This is a genomic window from Luteibacter pinisoli, assembly GCF_006385595.1.
Classification (GTDB): Bacteria; Pseudomonadota; Gammaproteobacteria; order Xanthomonadales; family Rhodanobacteraceae; genus Luteibacter; species Luteibacter pinisoli.
Genome location: NZ_CP041046.1, coordinates 1,135,069 through 1,154,212, shown reverse-complemented (window position 1 = coordinate 1,154,212; position 19,144 = coordinate 1,135,069). Strand labels below are relative to the sequence as shown.

Below are 19,144 nucleotides of genomic sequence, written 5' to 3'. Positions count from 1 at the left end.
TGTTCCCTTTCTCGGGCCGCGGCGCGGCAGGCAGCCCGATCCTGCCATGCGGCCCCGGGGCAAGGAAATGCCGGAGGGCATGCCACCATAGTCGGACGCGCGACGAGCGAGGACCGGAAACATGAATGCGGAGTGGATCAGCCATCACGCGCTTTCCCTGTGGGGCATCCTGCTTGCCTGCGCGCTGCTGGGCGCCGATGTCGCCTGGCGGCGTGCCGTGCGCCGGCGTGAAGGGCTGGATCCTTCAGCGCGGGCGTTTCTGCGCCCCACCACCGCCGCTGCCGTGATCGTGGCGATGCTCGTGCTGGCGTCGGTCGTCGCGGTGGAAGTGCGCGAAGCCGCGGGCCTTACCGTCTTCGATGCCTCGCTGGCGACGGACCTGCGGGCCAACATGCCGCGGCCCGTGCTGCATGCCATCGCGTGGCTGACCCAGCTCGGCAACCCGATCGGCCTGGCCGTGGTCACGGGGCTGGTGATGATCGCGCTGCTGGTGCGCAGGCACGTGCAGCTCGCCCTCATCTGGCTGGGCTCGCTGGCGGGCACCGCGCTGATCAACAGCACGCTGAAAGCGTGGTTCCAGCGTGAGCGCCCCCTGCACGACCACGGCTTCGTGGTGGAACACAGCTTCAGCTTTCCCAGCGGGCATGCGTCGGGATGCACGGTGTTCTACGGCATGCTCGCCTATGTGCTGCTGGTGCTCTGCCCGCCCCGCCTGCACCGCGGCATCGTGGTGGCCGCGGTGGCGGTGATCACCCTGGTCGGGGTGAGCCGTATCCTCCTCCAGGTGCATTATTTCAGCGACGTGCTCGCGGGCTACGCCACCGGCCTGGCCTGGCTGATGCTGTGCATCGGCAGCGCCGAATACGTGCGCCTGCGCGAGGGCCGCCGCGCCGCTTCGTGATTTCATGCGGACAACACGCGCGGGATGGTGTGTTTGGCGCATGCCCAACGATCTGCCCCTCGCCATTGTCATGAACGCCGGCTCCGGCCACGGCGATGCCGCGGCCGCCCGCGACACCATCCGCGCCACGCTGGAGGCCGCGGGCCGGCCGCACCGGTTCTTCCTGATCGACGACGACCATCCGATCACGGAGGTGGTCGCCGACGCCGTGGCCCATGCGAAGCATGAAGGGGGTGCCGTCGTCGCGGTGGGCGGCGACGGCACGATCAACTGCGTGGCGGGCGCCGCATGGCGCGAGCAGCTACCGCTGGGGGTGCTGCCGCAGGGCACGTTCAACTTCTTCGGCCGGTCGCACAACATCCCGGCCGATGCGCGCGAAGCGACGGAAGGCCTCCTGCGCGGCACGCCACGCAACGTGCAGGCAGGGATGGTGAACGACCGGCTGTTCCTGGTGAACGGCAGCCTCGGGCTTTACCCGCAGGTGCTGGAAGACCGCGAGGCGTGGAAGCAGCGGCTGGGACGGCATCGGCTGGTGGCCCTGTGGTCGGGGCTGGTGACGATGATGCGCGGCTACCGCTCGTTGCGCATCGACGTGAGCGACGGCACGCGCACGCGCCAGCTGCGCACGCCCACCCTCTTCGTCGGCAACAACGCCCTGCAGATGGAGATCATCGGCTTGCCGGAAGCCAGTGACGTCTTCCGCAACGACGGCACGCTGGCCGGGCTGGTGCTGAAACCCATCGGCCGGCTCACCATGCTCGGCCTCATCCTGCGTGGCGCGCTGGGTCGCCTCGGCGATGCGGAGAACGCCATCAGCTTTGCGTTTCGCGAGATCACGGTGACGCCGAAACGGCACCGCGAGAAGATGAAGGTCGCCGTGGATGGCGAGATCGAATGGCTCGATCCACCGCTGGTCTTCCGCGCGGCACCGCGCCCGCTGGTCCTGATCACCGATGGCGAGCGGCAGCCCGGGGAGGATCCGGGTTGAGCGTGATCGTCCAGATATCCGACCCGCATTTCGGTACCGAAAGGCCGGAAGTGGTCGACGCCCTGCACCGGCTGATCACCCGCATGGCGCCCGCCCTGGTCATCCTCTCGGGTGACGTCACGCAGCGGGCACGCCGCGCGCAATTTGATGCGGCGCGGCGTTTCATCGACGGATACGGCCGCCCCACCCTGGTCATCCCCGGCAATCACGACGTGCCGCTGCTGAATGTCTTCGCGCGGGCCTTCGATCCGTTCGGCGGCTACCGGCGCGTGTTCGGCAACGATCTGGAACCGGTCCACGCAAGCGCCGACGCGCTGGTGATCGGCGTGAACACCGTGCGCCCGGCACGACACAAGAACGGCGCCGTGTCGGACGCGCAGATCGAACGTGTGTCCGCGCGGCTACGCGATGCCGATGAGGCACAGCTGCGCATCGTCGTCACGCATCAACCAGTGCACGTTATCCGCGAGAAGGATGTCGGCAACCTGCTGATCAATCGCGAGGCGGCGATTCGCGCGTGGGCGGCGGCAGGCGCGGACCTCGTGCTTGGCGGCCACATCCACCTGCCCTACGTGCGTCCGTTGAACAACGACGCCCGCCAGCTCGCCAGCGAGCTATGGGCCGTACAGGCAGGGACCGCGACGTCCACGCGGATTCGCGAAGGCATCAGCAATTCGGTACACGTGATCCGCCACGATACCGCGTCGGATCGCGCGGTGTGTCTGGTCGAGCAGTGGAATTTCGACGAGGGCGCGCAGCAGTTCAGCGCCGGGCCCATGACCACGATCCCACTGGATCGCTACCGTCAGACGTAGTGCATCCTGCGGGCCACGCCGCCATCGGCGCTGATGTTTTCACCGGTGATGAAACCGGCCTGCGACGACAGCAGGAACACGGCCAGCGCACCGATATCCGGTGGCACGCCGGCACGGCCGACGGGATGCTGCGCGTGGTCGGCCGCCGACAGCTTCGGCTTCTTTCGCGCCGACGGTTTCTTCCAGTCATCCACGACGATCCAGCCGGGGTTGATCGCGTTCACGCGAACCGGCCCGGCGCTGATCGCGAGCGCGTGGGTAAACGCCACGATGCCGCCCTTGCTCGCCGCATAGGCTTCGCTGAACGGCTCCGACTGGTGCGCGCGCGTGGACGAGATGTTGACGATGGCGCCGTTGGCTTTTTTCAACGCAGGCAAGGCGTGCTTGCAGCAGAGGAAGACGCCGCCGAGATTCGTCTCGAGGCGGTGCTTCCAGTCCGCCCAGTCCATGTCTTCAATGGGGGCGTTGTGCGGATCCGCGATGCCGGCGTTGTTCACCAGGCCATCGATGCGGCCGAAGCGGCGCAGCGCCTGGGCGACGAAGCGCTTCACGCTCGCCTCCTTCGACACATCGAGCCCGTGGAACGCCGCGCGCTCGCCCACGTTCCATTCGTCGAGGCAGGCCTTGCCCGCTTCCGCGTCCAGATCGCCGATGACCACGCTGCCACCCGCATCGAGCACGGCCTGGGCGATGCCCTTGCCGACGCCCTGGGCGCCGCCGGTCACCAGCACGACCTTGCCAGGCCATTCGCCAGCGGCCGCGGCGGGCATGGGCGAGGCATGTTTTGGCTGGACCATGGCGCACTCCCGGAAAACGAATAAGCACGATCCTAAACGAAATCCTGAGGCCGGCCGCGCTACGCTTGGGCCCTGTTCTTGCCCGGAGCCCCCATGCAACCCATTTCTACCGGCCTGATCGGCTACGGCACCGCAGGCGCCTTCTTCCATGCACCCCTGATCGCTGCCGCCGAAGGACTCCGCCTGGCCGCCATCGGCAGCCGCCGCGCCGATGAGATTGCCCGCGACTTCCCCGAGGCACGCGCCTACGCCGATCCGCAGGACCTGATCCGCGACCCCGGGATCGCGCTGGTGGTGATCGCCTCGCCCAACGACACCCACGCGTCGCTGGCTCGCGCCGCGCTCGACGCAGGCAAGCACGTCGTCGTCGATAAACCCTTCACGCTGAATGCGGCCGAGGCGGAGGCGTTGATCGCGCTGGCCGCAGAGAAGCAGCGCCAGCTGTCGGTGTTCCAGAACCGCCGCTGGGACAACGACTTCCTCACCGTGCGCCGCCTGGTCGAAGACGGGCGCCTCGGCGAGGTCGTGTATTTCGAAGCGCATTTCGACCGCTTCCGGCCCGAGATCAAGCAGGGCTGGCGTGAGACCGAGGTGCCGGGTTCAGGGTTGCTCTACGACCTAGGCGCGCACCTGATCGACCAGGCGCTGGTACTGTTCGGCCTGCCGCGTGCGGTGACCGCCGACGTGACCCGCCAGCGTGCGGCGGCGAAGGCGGACGATTACTTCCACCTCGTGCTCGACTACGGCCACCGCCGGGCCGTGCTGCATGCGTCCGTGCTGGTGCGTGATCCCGGCCCGCGCTACCTCGTCCACGGCGATGGCGGCAGCTTCGTGAAGTACGGCATCGACGGCCAGGAAGCGGCGCTGCGCGAAGGCAAGCGTCCCGGTGGCACAGGCTGGGGTGAGGATGATCCGGCCTACTTCGGCCGCTTCACCGATGTGGATGGCACCGGGACCACCATTGACACCCTGCCCGGCCGTTACACCGCGTATTACGACGGCGTGGCCGCAGCGATTCGCGGCGAGGGCGACCTGCCCGTGCTGGCGCACGAAGCGCGCGACGTTATCCGCGTGATCGAAGCGGCGCAGGTATCGGCGCGGGAACGCCGTACCGTCCCGCTCTGAGTCAGTGGTCCCCGGTCGCCACGTCCCGCGAGCGATCGGAGACCCAGCCCGACCACGACGGCGCGTACAGGCGTGAACCACACAGGCCCGCGTATTCCATGGCCAGCAGGTTGTGGCACGCGGTGACGCCCGAGCCACACATGTGCACCACGTTCTCGGGCTCGGTCAGCCCGATCAGCCCTTCGAATGCCTTGCGCAGTTCTTCCGGACGACGGAACAGGCCCTGCGCGTCCAGGTTGTCGGCGAAGGGCCGGTTACGCGCGCCGGGAACATGCCCGGCCACGGGATCCAGCGGCTCCACGTCGCCGCGATAGCGTGGGGCCGCGCGTGCATCCAGCAGCACGACGTGCCCGCTGGCGAGGCCCGCCGTGAGTTCCGCGGCCGAGACCGTGCCGGCCTCGTCGAAACAGGCTTCGACGCTGGTCCGTTCGCGCACGGGCACGACGCTGTCCACGGGCCGATTCGCCGCCAGCCACGCGGGCCAGCCCCCGTCGAGCACCGCCACGTTGTCGAGCCCGGCCAGTCGCGCCAGCCACCAGAACCGTGCCGCGGCGAGCGCGCCGCCCGCGCTGTCGTAGGCAACGACCTGGACATCCGGCCGCCAGCCGATGGTCGCCAGGAAGGCCTCGAACAGCGCACGCTCCGGCAGGGGATGGCGTCCGCGACCGTTGGCCGGGGTCACCATGTCAGAGAGGTCGCGCTCGAGGTCGGCGCGCACGGCGCCGGGAATGTGCGAGGCCGCGTATTCGTGATCGCCTTTCTGCCGATCGGCGAGGTCGACGCGGCAGTCGACGAACAGCACTTCGGCCGGCGGAAGGTCCGCGGCGGTGGCCACGTCGATCAGGGTGCGGGAAATCAGCATGGCACGTGGCCCATCCGCTTCAGCAGGTTGAACAGCATGGCCGCCGTGGCGCCCCAGATGCGGTACCCCGCATGCAGGAACTCCACCATCTCGCGATTGTGCCCGCGAAAATCCATCCGGTAGCGGCGGAGGTTGGCCGGGTCGGTAAAAAAGGCGAACGGGACTTCGAAGACTTCCGCCACTTCGCCCGGATCGGGCTTCAGCGGCGCGTTGGCCGCGATGCGCGCGACCACCGGCGTGACGCTGAAACCGCTGATGGTTTCCATCGCTTCCAGGTAACCCAGCGGCGTGACGAAGCGCTCGTCCAGGCCAATCTCCTCGCGGCTCTCGCGCAGTGCCGTGGCGACGACGTCCGCGTCGCTGGCTTCCACGCGGCCACCCGGAAACGCGACCTGGCCGGCGTGTTGCTGCAAGGTGTCGGTGCGCAGGGTAAACAGCACGTTCTGTTCGCGATCGTCGCGGATGCCGATCAGCACCGCGGCCCGCCGACGGGGCACGTCGCCGATGAGGCGCACCATGTCATCGTGGTTCCAGCCGTGCGGGCCGGGAGGCGCTTCCAGCGGAAGCAATGCACCGTGCAGCCGCGCCAGCAGGTCGTCCATCAGCTGCCCTGCCGATGCGGAAGCACTTCATCCATGATCCAGAGCTTCTGCTCGTCGCTGAGCGTGCGCCATGCGGCGATTTCGCCGCCCGTGCGCAGGCAGCCTTCGCAAAGGCCACGCGCGTCGAGCCGGCAGACGCCGGTACACGGAGTCAGCGGAAGCGCGGCGGAAGGAGGAGGAGCGATGGCCATGTCGCCGGCCATTCTAGCGCCTGCGGCCTACTGGCGGATGTCGACCAGTTCGATCTCGAACACCAGGGCCTCGTTGGGGCCGATGCGCGGCAGTTCACCGCGCTCGCCATAGGCCAGCTGCGGCGGGATCACCACGCGCCACTTGTCGCCCACGTGCATGCGCGGGATCACGTCCTGCCAGCCGGGGATGACCCGGTTGACGGTAAAGGTCACCGGCTTGCCATGGGCGTAGGAGCTGTCGAACTCGGTGCCGTCGATCAGCGCGCCGCGGTAGTTGACGACGACGGTGCTGGTCACCTGCGCCTGCGGGCCATGGCCACGCTCCAGCACGTTGTACTGGATGCCCGACGGCAGGGTGATGACACCCTGGCGAGACTTGTTTTTGGCAAGGAAATCGGTGCTTCGCTGGGCGTTGGCGGTGGCTACGCGGCGGAATTCCACCACGGAGTCGCGCTGCACCTTGGCATCGAAATTCACCAGCTGCTGCTGCATGACGTCGATGGGCACGCCCGGCGCGCGCTTGGCGTAGCCATCCTGCAGGGCCTTCACCAGGATGGCGATATCCACATCGGGCTGCGCGCTGTTCGCGAACTGCGTGCCGATCTGGTAGCCGATGGCGTACGAGAGCTTCGTCTTGTCGATGACGGGTGCGCCGGCGGCCGGCGCCTGGGGCGCCGCCTGGGCAAAGGCCGTTCCACAGCAAAGGCTTAGGACGATGGCTAGCAGACGCGTGGGTGACATCCCGTTCTCCGTGGACCCGGATTCCCGGGCACGCGTGGAGGATAGTCCATTGGCGCCGCCCGGTGCCCGTACGGCATCAGACGGCTTTCGGGGGGTAAAGGTTCCCCTGTTACCATCCGCCATCTTTCCCCACGCCGGAATTCACCATGGCCTTCCGCACCCTGATCACCACCGACCGCGGCCCCGTCCGCACGATTACCGTCAACCGTCCGGACAAGCTCAACGCGCTGAACCGCGAAACCATCGGCGAGCTGACCCTGGCCTTCCGCCAGGCCCAGCAGGACGATGCGGTGCGCGCGGTGGTGCTGGCCGGCGCCGGCGAAAAGGCCTTTGTCGCAGGTGCGGATATCTCGGAAATGACCGCGTGGTCGCCGGTGAAGGCCCAGGCCGCGTCACGCGCCGGGCAGGAACTGATGCTGACGATCGAGCGCCTTGGCAAGCCGGTGATCGCGAAGATCCAGGGCTACGCGCTGGGCGGCGGCATGGAACTGGCCATGGCCTGCCACCTGCGCGTGGCCAGCGAGAAGGCGAAGTTCGGCCAGCCGGAAATCGGCCTCGGGCTGATCCCGGGCTTTGGTGGCACGCAGCGACTCACCCGCCTTGCCGGCCGTGGCGCCGCGCTGGAGCTCTGCCTGCTGGGCCAGCAGATCGACGCCACCCGCGCCGAGAAGCTGGGCGTGGTGACCCGCGTGGTCGCCGCTGATGAACTCGATGCCAGCGTGGACACCATGGCCGACCAGCTGGCCGCCGCGGCGCCGCTCGCGCTGAAGGGCATCCTCGAAGCGGTGATCGAAGGCGGCGAGTGCGCCATCGACCAGGGCCTCGCGTTTGAAACGCAGGGCTTCGCCATCGCCTTCTCGACCGACGACATGCGCGAAGGCACCAGCGCCTTCCTCGAACGCCGCAAGCCGGCGTTCAAGGGCACCTGACGCTTAGTGGTGTGACCCCCGGTAGTTCTTCTCACCGGCTGTGATGCGCACATCCAGCCGGTTCTCCGGCGGTGCCAGCGGGCAGGTCGCGTACGGCGTGAACGCGCACGGCGGGTTGCGCGCCTGGTTGAAATCCAGCACCAGCTTGCCGTCCTTCGCCAGCGGCGTGTCTAGGAAGCGCGCCGCGCCATAGGTTTCCTTGCCGCTGGTACGGTCGGCAAACACGAAGAACAGCGAGTCCGGTTCTTCCTGGATCGGGTACAGCTCGAAGGTCTGGCCGTCACGCTTGAACACCGCCTTGCCCGGCACCTTCTCCTTGTCGATGGTGCCGAGCACCGAGCCGATCTCCAGCTCATGCGGCGGATCGAAGGGCACCCAGTCGGCCACCACGCGCCACGACGGGTCGATGTCGAAGTAATCGAGCCCCACGAAGTGCGTGCGCGTTTCGGCGTTTTCATCCTTCACGCGAAGGGCCTTGCGGCCATCGCGGGCGATGATGAAAAAGTGCGCCGTGCCGAAGCGTACTTCGGTCGGCGTGTGGCCCGGTGCATCGTCCATCAGCGTGGCGCGCTCCACCTCGCGACCGTCGACCAGCGCACCGCTGTTCTTCGCCAGCTCGATGGTGGCCGTGCCACTGTCGTCCAGCGTGATGGTGCCGAGGTGGGCGGGCCCGGCCTTCAGCACGATGTCGTTGTCCGTAGCGCTGCCGATACGGTTGGCACCGGGCTGCAGCCATTCCAGGCCGATCAGGCTCAGCCAGCCATCGGGCGCGGTGAGCGCCGAAAGCCGGTCGGCGCGAGCCTTCTGCACCGTGGCCGTCAGGTCGTCGGAGGCGATGGCGTTGCCGGTGGCGATGGCCACGACGGAAGCGAGGGCGAGCGTACGAATCATGGGGTTTATCTTCCGCGGAGGAACAGTTTGTCCAGCTCGAACAGCGAGAGCTGCACCCAGGTGGGGCGGCCGTGGTTGCACTGGCCGCTGCGCTCGGTGGCTTCCATTTCACGCAGGAGAGCATTCATTTCTGGCAAGCCAAGACGGCGCCCGGCACGGACCGAACCGTGGCAGGCCATCGTGGAAAGCAGTTCGTTTTCGAGTTCTTCCAGACGGCGTGAGCTGCCGTGCTGCGCGAGCTCGCTGAGCACATCGCGCGTGAGCTGGCCCACGTCAGCGCCTTCCAGCAGGGAAGGAATACGACGCACGACCACGCCAGAAGGGCCGCTGCGTGAGAGCTCCAGGCCCCACTCCGCCAGCGCGTCGGCGTGCTCTTCCGCGGCGGCGGCTTCCTTCGCGCTAACGGCGATGGACAGCGGCACCAGCATCATCTGCGAACGCAGGCTTGCGGTGACGCGGCCGTTCTTGAGCTTCTCGTAGGTGATGCGTTCGTGTGCCGCGTGCATGTCGACCAGCACGAGGCCATGTGCGTTTTCCGCGAGCACGTAGATGTTCTTCAGCTGCGCGATGGCGTAGCCCAGCGGGGGCACGTCATCGCCCTGCTCCGGGTCCTGCGCCTGCGTGGGCGACCACGCCGTGGACGGCCGCGGCGCAAACGCCGTGGGCGCGTTGCGCGTGTCGCCCAGTAACGTGGCGTAGTCGGCCAGCGGCTCTTCGCGCACACCCAGGTTGAGGCGTGACTGGCTCGATGGCATCGGCCATGCGGGCATCGATGCCATCGGCTGCGACGCGCGCGATTCGAACGCGCTGCCCGCCGCGGCCGCCACCGGCATCGGTGACTCCGGAGCCGCCGCGCCCGCGCGCGTCTGTGACAGCGCTTCGTGCAGCGTGCGGAACAGGAAGTCGTGGATCAGGCGCTGCTCGCGGAAGCGCACTTCGCTCTTCGCCGGGTGCACGTTCACATCGACGCCGGCGGGGTCGAGCTCGAGGAACAGCACGAACACCGGATGACGGCCGTGGAACAGGACGTCGGCATAGGCCTGGCGCACGGCGTGCGCCACGATGCGATCGCGCACCAGCCGCCCGTTGACGTAGAAATACTGCTGGTCGGCCTGGCCGCGCGATGCGGTGGGCAAGCCCACCCAGCCGGAGAGGCGCATGCCAGCGGCTTCGTGTTCAACACGCAGCGCCTGGCCGGGGAAGTCGGGGCCGAGCACTTCGGCCACGCGAGCGAGCGCCGCGTGCTCGTCGCGCGCGGGCTTCAACAGGCGCACCGGCTTGCCGTTGTGGGTCAGCCGGATATCGACGCCTTCGCGGGCGAGCGCCAGCGACTTGAGCAGGTCGTCGATGTGCGCGAACTCGGTGCGTTCGGCGCGGAGGAACTTGCGCCGGGCGGGCACGTTGTAGAACAGGTCGCGTACTTCGATCGTGGTGCCAGGCGGATGCTGCGCCGGACGCGCATCGGTGTACTTGCCACCATCCACTTCGATACGCCAGGCCTCGTCGTGACCGGCATGGCGCGAGGTGAGCGCGAAGCGCGCCACCGACGATACCGAGGCCAGCGCTTCGCCGCGGAAGCCCATGCTGGCGACGCGCTCGAGGTCATCGAAGCTGGCGATCTTGCTGGTGGCGTGCGAGGCGACGGCCAGTGGCAGTTCCTCACGCGGAATGCCACCGCCATCGTCGCGGACGCGGATGAGCCGCACGCCGCCCTGCTCGATGTCGACATCGATGCGGCGGGCGCCGGCATCGATGCTGTTTTCCACGAGTTCCTTCACCACCGACGCGGGGCGTTCGATGACTTCACCGGCGGCGATCTGGTTGATCAGCTCGGGCGGAAGGGGACGGATGGGCATGGGCGTGACCTGACAGCAACTTCAGGCCAGAAGAATAACGGAACGCGCCCCGCCATGGAGGCGCGTCGGGTCAGCCCGAGGGGATGACCATCACGGTGCCGACGCGCACCGTGTTGTCGTTCATCTTGTTCGCGAGCTTCAGCGAACCCACGGAAATACCGTACTGCTGGGCGATGCCAGTAAGGGTTTCGCCACGGCCGACGCGGTGCAGGTCGCGGATATTGTCGTCCGCGCGGCTGCCACCGGATTTCTTCGCCGGCGCATCGGCCTGGGCCACCATTTTCGCGGGCTTCGACACCACCGGTGCCTTCGCCGTGGCGCGGGTGGGGGCCTTCGCCACCGGCTTGGCATCCGTCGCGTCATCGCTGCCGTCCGCCTCGACAGGCGCCGGCGTGGACGCCACGTAGGTGCCGTTACGGCGCGCCGCCTGGGCGGCGAACCACGTGCCCGGCGGGGGCATGGATTCGAAATAGTTGCGCACGCCACCCAGCACGGCATTCGCCAGCTCGCGGCGGTGCCCGCTGTCACGCAGGCGGGTTTCTTCCGAGGGATTGGTGATGAACGCGGTTTCCACCAGGATCGACGGCACGTCCGGCGAGCGCAGCACCACGAAGTTGGCGCGCTCCACGTAGCCGCGATGGGTCGGGCCAAGGCTGCCCAGCGCCTTCAGCACGTTGCCGGCGATCTGCTCGGAGGCCTGCATGGCATAGCCCTGCTGCAGGTCGAGGAGCACGGCGGCCAGCGAGTCGTCCTTGTCATCCAGCGACACGCCACCGACCAGGTCGGCGCGGTTTTCGCGATCGGCCAGCCAGCGCGAGGCTTCGGAGGTCTTGCCACGCGGCGACAGCACCCACACCGAGGAGCCCTTGGCGTCGCTGTTCTTGAACGCGTCCGCGTGGATCGACACGAACATGTCCGCGTTGTGCTCGCGGGCGATCTGGTAGCGCCGCTTCAGCGGGATGAAGTAATCGCCGTTGCGGGTCAGCACGGCCTGCATGCCGGGCTGGCGGTTGATCTGGTCGGCCAGCTCGCGGGCCACCATCAGGGTGACGTCTTTCTCGCGCAGGCCCGTGGCGCCCTTGGCGCCCGGATCTTCGCCGCCGTGGCCGGCATCGATGGCCACCACGACCTTGCGGCCGCCCGCCATGGGCGGCACGCCCGCGGGGATGGTCTTGCCGCGGCCCTTCGACACCGTGGCGGCGGGGGCGTCGGCCGGCGCGTCAGCCATGGCTTTCGACACCGACGGGGTGTCGTCATCGCTTACCGGGTTGTCGCCCGGGTCGGTCTGGCCGCCGGGGTACAGGTCCAGGACCAGGCGGTAGCCGTAGTCGCCGGCCGGCTTGAGCAGGAAGCTCTTCGGCTTGGCCTTCGCGTCCACGGTGGCGGTCAGGCGCGCGGTGCCGCCCTGCTTGCCGGTGCTCATGGACTTGAACAGGCCCTGCCCGCCCGGCGCCGAGAAATCAGGCGCGACGGCGCTGCCGGCGATATCCAGCACCACGCTGCCCGGGGTGTCGCCCTGGGACATCTTGTAGGTGGCCGGACCGGAAAGGTCGAAGACCACGCGCGTGTACTCGGGGCCTGCCCATACGCGCGCCGCCTTCACGTCAGCCGCCTGCGAAGCGGCAGGGGCCAGCGTCGCGACGGCGGTCACGCACGCAAGAACCCTTAGTTTGGTAGTGATTCCCCTCATATGGCCCGGATTGAACTCCATGCGCCCGCGGATTGCAAGATTTTTTCCCTTGCTAATCCATGACCTGCGAACACTTCGTCAACAGCCATACAGGAATGTGCTGCAATCGCGCACGAGTTGCGCCTCAGGACAGCGCGTCGACCAGCCGGCGACCTGCCTCGGAGTGCGGGACAAAGCCCACGCTGCGGCCACTGCCCTCGTGGCGGAAGCTCAGTTCGAGATCCACGGGCGGCAGCGCGCCCGCGCCGCGCTCGGGCCATTCCACCAGCACGATGGCGCCCGGCTCGGCCAGGCTGTCGAGGCCGAGCCATTCGAGTTCGCCGGGGTCGGCAATGCGGTAAAGATCAAGATGGAAGGCGCGGCGGTCGCCGAACTCATAGCCTTCGACCAGGCTGTACGTCGGGCTTTTCACCCGCTCACCCACGCCCAGCGCCTGCAGGAATGCGCGGGCGAAAGTGGTCTTGCCGGCGCCAAGGTCGCCGTGCAGGAAGGCGACGAGGCCGCCGGGCAGCGCCGCGGCAACGCGGCGGCCCAGGGCGATCGTGGCGGCCTCATCGGCCAGGGTCAGTTCCATCTCACGCCTCCAGGCCGTTAATGAGTCGGCGCAACGGTACAAGCAGGTCGCCGGCCAGGAGGCCACGCTCGCCATCACGGGCGGCCGCATCGGCGGCGCGGGCGTGCAGGCCCACGCCCAGGCAGGCCGCCTCGAAGGGGTTGCAGCCCTGGCCAAGGAGGCCGGCGATGATGCCCGTCAGCGTGTCACCCATCCCGCCACTGGCCATGCCCGGGTTGCCCCAGGGGCAGACGGCCACGCGACCATCGGGTGCGCCGATGAGGCTGCCGTTGCCCTTCAGCACCACCACGGCTTCAAAGCGGCGAGCCAGTGCCCGGACGGCGGCGAACCGGTCGGCCTGGATCTCGGCCGTGGGGATGCCGAGCAGGCGGCTGGCCTCGCCCGGGTGCGGGGTGAGCACGATGGCGGCCGGTAACACGCGCGGCTCGGCATGCAGCAGGTTGAGACCATCGGCGTCGAGCACCGTCGGCTTGCCCGAATCCAGGGCGGTTACCCACAGGGCGTGGCCCCACGCGGCCTGGCCGAGGCCGGGGCCGATGGCCAGGACCGAGGCCTTGTCGAGCATCGGCTGCAGGGATTGCGGGCCGTCCACGGCATGCGCCATCAGCTCCGGGCGCGCGGCGTTCATCGCCAGCACGTTCTGTTCGCGCGTGGCGACGCTGACCAGCCCGGCGCCCGTGCGCGCCGCGGCCTCGGCGGCCATACGTACGGCGCCGCCGGTGCCATGGTCGCCACCGATGGCCAGTACGTGGCCATTGCTGCCCTTGTGCGAGTCACGGGGACGCGGCGGCAGGCCCTGCGGGCGCAGCAATGTGGCATCGGGCGTTTCACGCAGGGAAGCCGGCAGGCCCAGCGCATGCAGCACGATCTCGCCCGCGAGCTCGGCGAGATGGGTATGCAAGCCGCGCTTGTGGACGATGAAGGTGGCGGTCGCCGTGGCACGCACGGCGACACCCGGGCACGAGCCGGTGTCGGCCGAGAGGCCCGACGGGATGTCGAGGGCGAGGACGGGCACGCCAGCGGCGTTGATCGCCTCGATGGCGTCTTTCGCCTCGCCTTCCGGCGCGCGGTTGAGGCCGGTGCCGTAGATGGCGTCGACGATGACATCCGGCGTCGCCAGGGCATCGTCGTCCGCCACCCCGTACAGCGTGCCACCGGCGGCCAGGAAGGCCTCGCGCGCTGCCGCGGCATCACCGCCTTCGGCCGGCGTTCCCAGCGCAAGCAGGTCCACCTGCAGGCCAGCGGCCAGGGCATCGCGCCCGACCAGGTAGCCGTCGCCCCCGTTATTGCCAGCGCCGCAGACGATGCGCAGGCGCCTCGCTTCCGGCCAGTGGCGCCGCAGCTGGGCGAACGCAGCGGCGGCCGCGCGCGACATCAGCTCGAACCCGGGGATGCCCAGCTCGTCGATCGCCCGCCGGTCGATGGCGCGCGCCTGGGCGGACGTGAAGAGGGCGGTATCGAGGTGGGGAGCGCTCATCCGGATGATTATAGGTGGGCCAAGTAGAATGGGCGTATGCCTGCTTCCACCGACATCGATTACGCCGCACTGGCCGACGACATCAAGCGTTGGGCGGGCGAGCTTGGCTTCGCGGACGCCGGCATCGCAGGCACGGACCTGGGCCACGACGAGGCCTACCTCGAACGCTGGCTGGCCGACGGCCATCACGGCGAGATGGATTACATGGCACGCCATGGCACGCGCCGCAGCCGCCCCGCCGAACTCGAGCCAGGCACGCTTCGGGTGATTTCCGTCCGCATGGATTACATCCCGCCCGGCACCGCCAATGCGTGGGACGTGATCCACGACACCGACAAGGCGTATATCGCCCGCTATGCGCTGGGCCGCGATTACCACAAGGTGATGCGCAACCGCCTGCAGAAGCTGGCGTCACGCATTACCGAACGCGTGGGTGATTTCGCCTACCGCGCCTACGTGGACTCGGCACCGGTGCTGGAAAAAGCGCTCGCCCGCAACGCCGGGCTGGGCTGGATCGGCAAGCACACCGTGCTGATCAACAAGCGCGCCGGCTCGTACTTCTTCCTCGGCGAGCTCTACACCAACCTGCCCTTGCCGGTGGATGCGCCCGCCTCCGCGCACTGCGGCAGCTGTCGCAAATGCATCGATATCTGCCCGACCCAGGCGATCGTGGCGCCGTATCGCCTCGACGCCCGACGCTGCATCTCGTATCTCACCATCGAACTCAAGGGCAGCATCCCCGAGGAACTGCGCGCACCGATGGGCAACCGCGTCTTCGGTTGCGACGACTGCCAGCTGATCTGCCCGTGGAACAAGTTTGCCCAGGACGCGACGGAACCTGACTTCGCGCCGCGGCACAGCCTGGATGGGCCACGGCTCGTGGAACTGTTCGCGTGGACCGAAGAGGAATTCCTGTCGCGCACCGAGGGCATGGCCATCCGCCGCACGGGCTACGAGGGCTGGCTGCGTAACCTCGCCGTGGGGCTGGGCAATGCGCCGACCAGCACGGACGTAGTGACCTCGCTGCGCGCCCGCGAGAACGACCCTTCGCCGGTGGTGCAGGAACATGTCGCGTGGGCCCTGGCGCGCCACAACGGCTAGCCCGGCCACACGCCCTGCGGCACGTTGCCATACCACCATGGTCGCATGGGCCGCCCCGTCGACCGGGCGGGATAATTGGCGTTCCCCTCCCGTTGCACCGGCTCGCTGCATGTCTTCCGAACGCATCCTTTCCTCCCTCCTGCGCGACCGCGTGGTCAGCGCCGAGGCCGCCGCCGCGTTGATCCAGCCCGGCGAAACCGTGGCGATGAGCGGCTTCACCGGCTCCGGCTACCCGAAAGCCGTGCCGCTTGCCCTCGCCCGCCGCATCGACGATGCGCACGTCGCCGGCGAGGCATTCCGCATCCGCCTGATGACCGGTGCGTCCACCGCGCCGGAGCTGGATGGCGCGCTGGCGCAGGCCGACGGCATCGCCCTGCGCATGCCCTTCCAGACCGACCCCGACGCACGCCAGCGCATCAACGCGGGCACGCTCGATTACATCGACATCCATCTCAGCCACGTGGCGCAACACGTGTGGTTTGGCTTCTACGGCGAGATCGATACGGCGGTGATCGAAGTGTCCGGCATCCGCGAAGACGGATCGCTCATCCCGTCGACGTCGGTAGGCAACAACAAGACCTGGTTGGACCTCGCCAAGAAAGTGATCATCGAGGTGAACGACTGGCAGCCCGATGGCATCGACGGCATGCACGACGTGTACTACGGCACCGCCTTGCCCCCGCATCGCAAGCCGATTCCGCTGGTGCAGGCCGATGACCGCATCGGCGAAACGTCCCTGCGTTGCGACCCGGACAAGGTGGTGGCGGTGGTGCGCACGCACGGGCCCGACCGCAACAGCCCCTTCGCCGCCGTGGATGACACGAGCAAGCGCATCGCTGGCCATCTGATCGAATTCCTGAAACACGAAGTCAGGATGGGAAGGCTGCCGGAGAACCTGCTGCCGCTGCAGTCGGGCGTGGGCAATATCCCGAATGCCGTCCTCGCAGGCCTTGCCGAAAGCGGCTTCCGCGACCTCTCCGCGTTCACCGAAGTGATCCAGGACGGCATGCTCGACATGCTGCGCGACGGCGTCCTTCGCGTGGCCTCGTGCACGGGTTTCGCACTGAGTCCGGCCGCCAACGAGGAGTTCAAGCGCAACATCGCGTTCTACCGCGAACGCATCATCATGCGGACGCAGGAGATATCCAACCATCCGGAGCTCGTCCGCCGCCTGGGCTGCATCGCCATGAACGGCATGATCGAAGCAGACCTCTACGGCAACGTGAACTCCACGCACGTGATGGGCAGCCGCATCATGAACGGCATCGGCGGCTCGGGTGATTTCGCGCGCAATAGCTTCCTGTCGATTTTCCTCAGCCCGAGCACGGCGAAGAACGGCAGCATTTCCGCACTGGTGCCGATGGTGAGCCACGTGGATCACACGGAGCACGATGTGTCGATCATCGTGACCGAGCACGGCCTGGCGGACCTTCGTGGCCTGCCGCCGCGGCACCGCGCGCGGCAAATCCTCGACCACTGCGTGGATCCGTCGTATCGCGCGCAGCTGGAGGATTATTTTGATCGGGCGTCGCGAGTGAGCTACGGCAAGCACACGCCGCATCTGTTGCCGGAAGCGCTGTCGTGGCATCAGCGTTGGCTGGATACGGGAACGATGTTGGGTTGAAGGCGGTTCATTCGCCTTCGCGAATGCATGTGACTAGCGGCTGACGCCGCCTTGCTCTTGCGGGTTTCGCGGGGTGGGGACGGCAAGGCCCCACAACCACCCATCCGGTTCAGTGCCACACAAGCTTCACCGCCGCTTTGTAGGAGCGCACCTTGTGCGTTTACGCCCTTCAGGGTGCGACATCTTTCGCACAAACGGCACATGGCCCAAGCTCTGGCGGCGGCTTTTCGTCACACCCCCTCAGTGTTGACGAGAGCCCTCGGTGCCCACCCTCGAGGCGAGTTTAGTGTCGCGAGGGGGCTGGAAGGATCAGGCCCGCAGGGGGTGGGCCATGGAGGGCCCACCGTTTTCGCCACGACAGGGAATGTCGTGTCGAAAACCCCCGCCCAGCCACCGGTTCGCGGCCGTAGGCCAATAAGAAAACCAGCCGCGTAGCGGCTCTCCTTTTCGAACGCAGAGCGTTGTCTGAGCAGCGAGGGTGGGCGCCGAGGGCTCTTCGCCCCGACCCCCATGGGCCGAGGCGGCATCAGCCGCTAAAAACACGCATTCGCGGAAGCGAATGAACCGCATAAAAAACCCCGCCGAAGCGGGGTTTTCTTGTTACACCATGCCGCCCGATTTCCGGACGATCAACATCGCCAGCTCAAGCGACTGCTCATAGTTCAGGCGTGGATCCACCATCGACTTATAAGCGCGGTCCAGATCCTGCTCGACCAGCCCACGCGCACCACCAAGGCACTCCGTCACGTTCTCACCCGTCAGCTCCAGATGCACGCCGCCAAGGCGCGTGCCGGCGGCCGCGTGGATATCAAACGCCTGGTCCAGCTCGCCGGCGATGTTCGTGAAGCGCCGTGTTTTGTAGCCGTTGCTGGTGCTCTCGGTGTTGCCGTGCATCGGATCCGCCACCCACAGCACGCGACGACCGTCAGCCTTCACGGCCTCGAGCAGCGGCTGCAGCTGGGTGCCGATCTTGTCGTTGCCCATGCGGTGGATCAGGGTCAGGCGGCCCGGCTCGTCGTTCGGGTTCAGCACGTCGATCAGGCGCAGCAGGTCGTCCGGCTGCACCGTCGGGCCGACTTTCACGGCGATCGGGTTGCGGATGCCGCGGAAGTATTCCGTGTGGGCGCCATCGAGCGCCGCCGTGCGCATGCCGATCCACGGGAAGTGCGTGGACAGGTTGAACCAGCCGTCCTGGCGCGGCACCTGGCGCGTGAGCGCTTCCTCGTAGTGCAGCAGGAGGGCCTCGTGCGAGGTGTAGAAATCCACGCGTGAGTAGCTGGCAATCGACTGGCCGGCCAGGGTCTCCATGAAGCGCAGCGAGTCACCGATGCTGGCCACCATGCGGCGGTACTCGGCGGCGAGCGGCGAATGCTCCACCCACGCGAGGTCCCAGTACTCAGGGTGATGCAGGTCGGCGAAGCCACCGTCGATGAGCGCGCGGACGAAGTTCATCGTCATCGCTGAACGTGCGTGCGCCTTGATCAGGCGCAGCGGATCGGCGCGGCGGGCCTCGGGTGTGAACGCGGGGCTGTTGACCAGGTCGCCACGGAACGCCGGCAGGGTGACGCCGTCACGGGTCTCCGTGTCAGCCGAGCGCGGCTTGGCGTACTGGCCGGCGAAACGGCCCACGCGAAGCACCGGCTTCTTCAGCCCGTGCACGAGCACCAGGCTCATCTGCAGCAGCACCTTCAACCGGTTCGAAATGATCGGGCTGCTGCAATCGGCGAAGCTCTCGGCGCAGTCGCCACCCTGGAGGAGGAAACGCTCGCCCTCCTGAGCTTCGGCGATGCGCTGCTTGAGGGTCAGGATCTCCCAGGAGGTCACCAGCGGCGGGAGATCGCCCAGCTGGGCGAGGGCCTCGTTGAGTTCGTCGAGGTTCTCGTACGTCGGCTGCTGCAGGGCAGTCCGCGTCCGCCACGAATCCGGCGCCCAGGGTGCGGACGGGGAAGGAACGGCTTTGAGGGAATGCGGCATAACGGC

General features: G+C 67.9%; 18 protein-coding genes. 7 read left to right on the top strand and 11 right to left on the bottom strand.

The window, feature by feature from the left end:
• Positions 1–121 precede the first annotated feature (121 nt).
• From FIV34_RS05280 to FIV34_RS05270, 3 genes are read left to right on the top strand one after another with little or no spacing between them, the layout of a single operon-like run.
• Entirely contained in the window at positions 122–901 is a 780-nt protein-coding gene (locus tag FIV34_RS05280; RefSeq protein WP_139980368.1) for a phosphatase PAP2 family protein, read from the top strand.
• A 40-nt stretch (positions 902–941) separates the two neighbouring features.
• A complete protein-coding gene (locus FIV34_RS05275; RefSeq protein WP_211352713.1) occupies positions 942–1,889 on the top strand; it encodes a diacylglycerol/lipid kinase family protein in 948 nt (315 codons plus the stop codon).
• A 2-nt stretch (positions 1,890–1,891) separates the two neighbouring features.
• Entirely contained in the window at positions 1,892–2,704 is an 813-nt protein-coding gene (locus tag FIV34_RS05270) for a metallophosphoesterase family protein (RefSeq protein ID WP_246058804.1), read from the top strand.
• Here the strand turns inward: FIV34_RS05270 and FIV34_RS05265 are convergent.
• The gene (locus tag FIV34_RS05265; protein WP_246058752.1) at positions 2,695–3,501 is read right to left on the bottom strand and encodes an SDR family oxidoreductase; all 807 of its coding nucleotides are present in this window, start codon (positions 3,499–3,501) and stop codon (positions 2,695–2,697) included. The genes FIV34_RS05270 and FIV34_RS05265 overlap by 10 nt on opposite strands.
• 93 nt (positions 3,502–3,594) lie before the next feature.
• Between FIV34_RS05265 and FIV34_RS05260 the strand changes: the two genes are divergently transcribed.
• A complete protein-coding gene (locus FIV34_RS05260) occupies positions 3,595–4,626 on the top strand; it encodes an oxidoreductase (RefSeq protein WP_139980362.1) in 1,032 nt (343 codons plus the stop codon).
• 1 nt (position 4,627) lies between these two features.
• Here FIV34_RS05260 and FIV34_RS05255 read toward each other — a convergent pair whose 3' ends face one another.
• From FIV34_RS05255 to bamJ, 4 genes are read right to left on the bottom strand one after another with little or no spacing between them, the layout of a single operon-like run.
• Complete coding sequence (locus tag FIV34_RS05255) at positions 4,628–5,488, bottom strand: sulfurtransferase (RefSeq protein WP_139980360.1); 861 nt, start codon at positions 5,486–5,488, stop codon at positions 4,628–4,630.
• On the bottom strand, positions 5,482–6,090 hold the full coding sequence (locus FIV34_RS05250; RefSeq protein ID WP_139980358.1) for a CoA pyrophosphatase: 609 nt from the start codon (positions 6,088–6,090) through the stop codon (positions 5,482–5,484). The genes FIV34_RS05255 and FIV34_RS05250 overlap by 7 nt, the downstream gene beginning before the upstream one ends.
• Positions 6,090–6,281 carry a DUF1289 domain-containing protein gene (locus tag FIV34_RS21400; protein WP_139980356.1) on the bottom strand — a complete coding sequence of 64 codons (192 nt, stop codon included), beginning with the start codon at positions 6,279–6,281 and terminating at the stop codon, positions 6,090–6,092. Before FIV34_RS21400 ends, FIV34_RS05250 begins: the two co-directional genes overlap by 1 nt.
• 27 nt (positions 6,282–6,308) lie before the next feature.
• Positions 6,309–7,022: a BamJ family beta-barrel-assembly machinery protein gene (gene bamJ / locus FIV34_RS05240; protein WP_139980354.1), complete on the bottom strand. Its 714-nt coding sequence runs from the start codon at positions 7,020–7,022 to the stop codon at positions 6,309–6,311.
• Positions 7,023–7,168: 146 nt separating this feature from the next.
• Between bamJ and FIV34_RS05235 the strand changes: the two genes are divergently transcribed.
• Positions 7,169–7,951, top strand: a complete 783-nt coding sequence (locus FIV34_RS05235) for an enoyl-CoA hydratase/isomerase family protein (RefSeq protein ID WP_139980352.1) — start codon at positions 7,169–7,171, stop codon at positions 7,949–7,951.
• 3 nt (positions 7,952–7,954) lie between these two features.
• Here the strand turns inward: FIV34_RS05235 and FIV34_RS05230 are convergent, their stop codons facing one another.
• The 5 genes from FIV34_RS05230 to FIV34_RS05210 form a co-directional block, all read right to left on the bottom strand.
• On the bottom strand, positions 7,955–8,842 hold the full coding sequence (locus FIV34_RS05230) for a DUF1684 domain-containing protein (RefSeq protein WP_139980350.1): 888 nt from the start codon (positions 8,840–8,842) through the stop codon (positions 7,955–7,957).
• A 5-nt stretch (positions 8,843–8,847) separates the two neighbouring features.
• A complete protein-coding gene (gene mutL, locus FIV34_RS05225) occupies positions 8,848–10,698 on the bottom strand; it encodes a DNA mismatch repair endonuclease MutL (protein WP_139980348.1) in 1,851 nt (616 codons plus the stop codon).
• 70 nt (positions 10,699–10,768) lie between these two features.
• Entirely contained in the window at positions 10,769–12,388 is a 1,620-nt protein-coding gene (locus FIV34_RS05220; RefSeq protein WP_139980346.1) for an N-acetylmuramoyl-L-alanine amidase, read from the bottom strand.
• 124 nt (positions 12,389–12,512) lie between these two features.
• Positions 12,513–12,962, bottom strand: a complete 450-nt coding sequence (gene tsaE / locus FIV34_RS05215) for a tRNA (adenosine(37)-N6)-threonylcarbamoyltransferase complex ATPase subunit type 1 TsaE (protein ID WP_139980344.1) — start codon at positions 12,960–12,962, stop codon at positions 12,513–12,515.
• Between the two features lies 1 nt (position 12,963).
• Positions 12,964–14,439, bottom strand: coding sequence for an NAD(P)H-hydrate dehydratase (locus FIV34_RS05210; RefSeq protein WP_139980341.1), 1,476 nt, complete (start codon positions 14,437–14,439; stop codon positions 12,964–12,966).
• 36 nt (positions 14,440–14,475) lie between these two features.
• Between FIV34_RS05210 and queG the strand changes: the two genes are divergently transcribed.
• Positions 14,476–15,540: a tRNA epoxyqueuosine(34) reductase QueG gene (queG, locus tag FIV34_RS05205; RefSeq protein WP_139980338.1), complete on the top strand. Its 1,065-nt coding sequence runs from the start codon at positions 14,476–14,478 to the stop codon at positions 15,538–15,540.
• Positions 15,541–15,649: 109 nt separating this feature from the next.
• The gene (gene scpC, locus FIV34_RS05200) at positions 15,650–17,164 is read left to right on the top strand and encodes a succinyl-CoA:acetate CoA-transferase ScpC (RefSeq protein WP_139980335.1); all 1,515 of its coding nucleotides are present in this window, start codon (positions 15,650–15,652) and stop codon (positions 17,162–17,164) included.
• A 600-nt stretch (positions 17,165–17,764) separates the two neighbouring features.
• On the opposite strand, the gene FIV34_RS05195 is transcribed toward scpC, so the two are convergent.
• Positions 17,765–19,138, bottom strand: coding sequence for a class II 3-deoxy-7-phosphoheptulonate synthase (locus tag FIV34_RS05195; protein WP_139980333.1), 1,374 nt, complete (start codon positions 19,136–19,138; stop codon positions 17,765–17,767).
• Between the last annotated feature and the right edge of the window lie 6 nt (positions 19,139–19,144).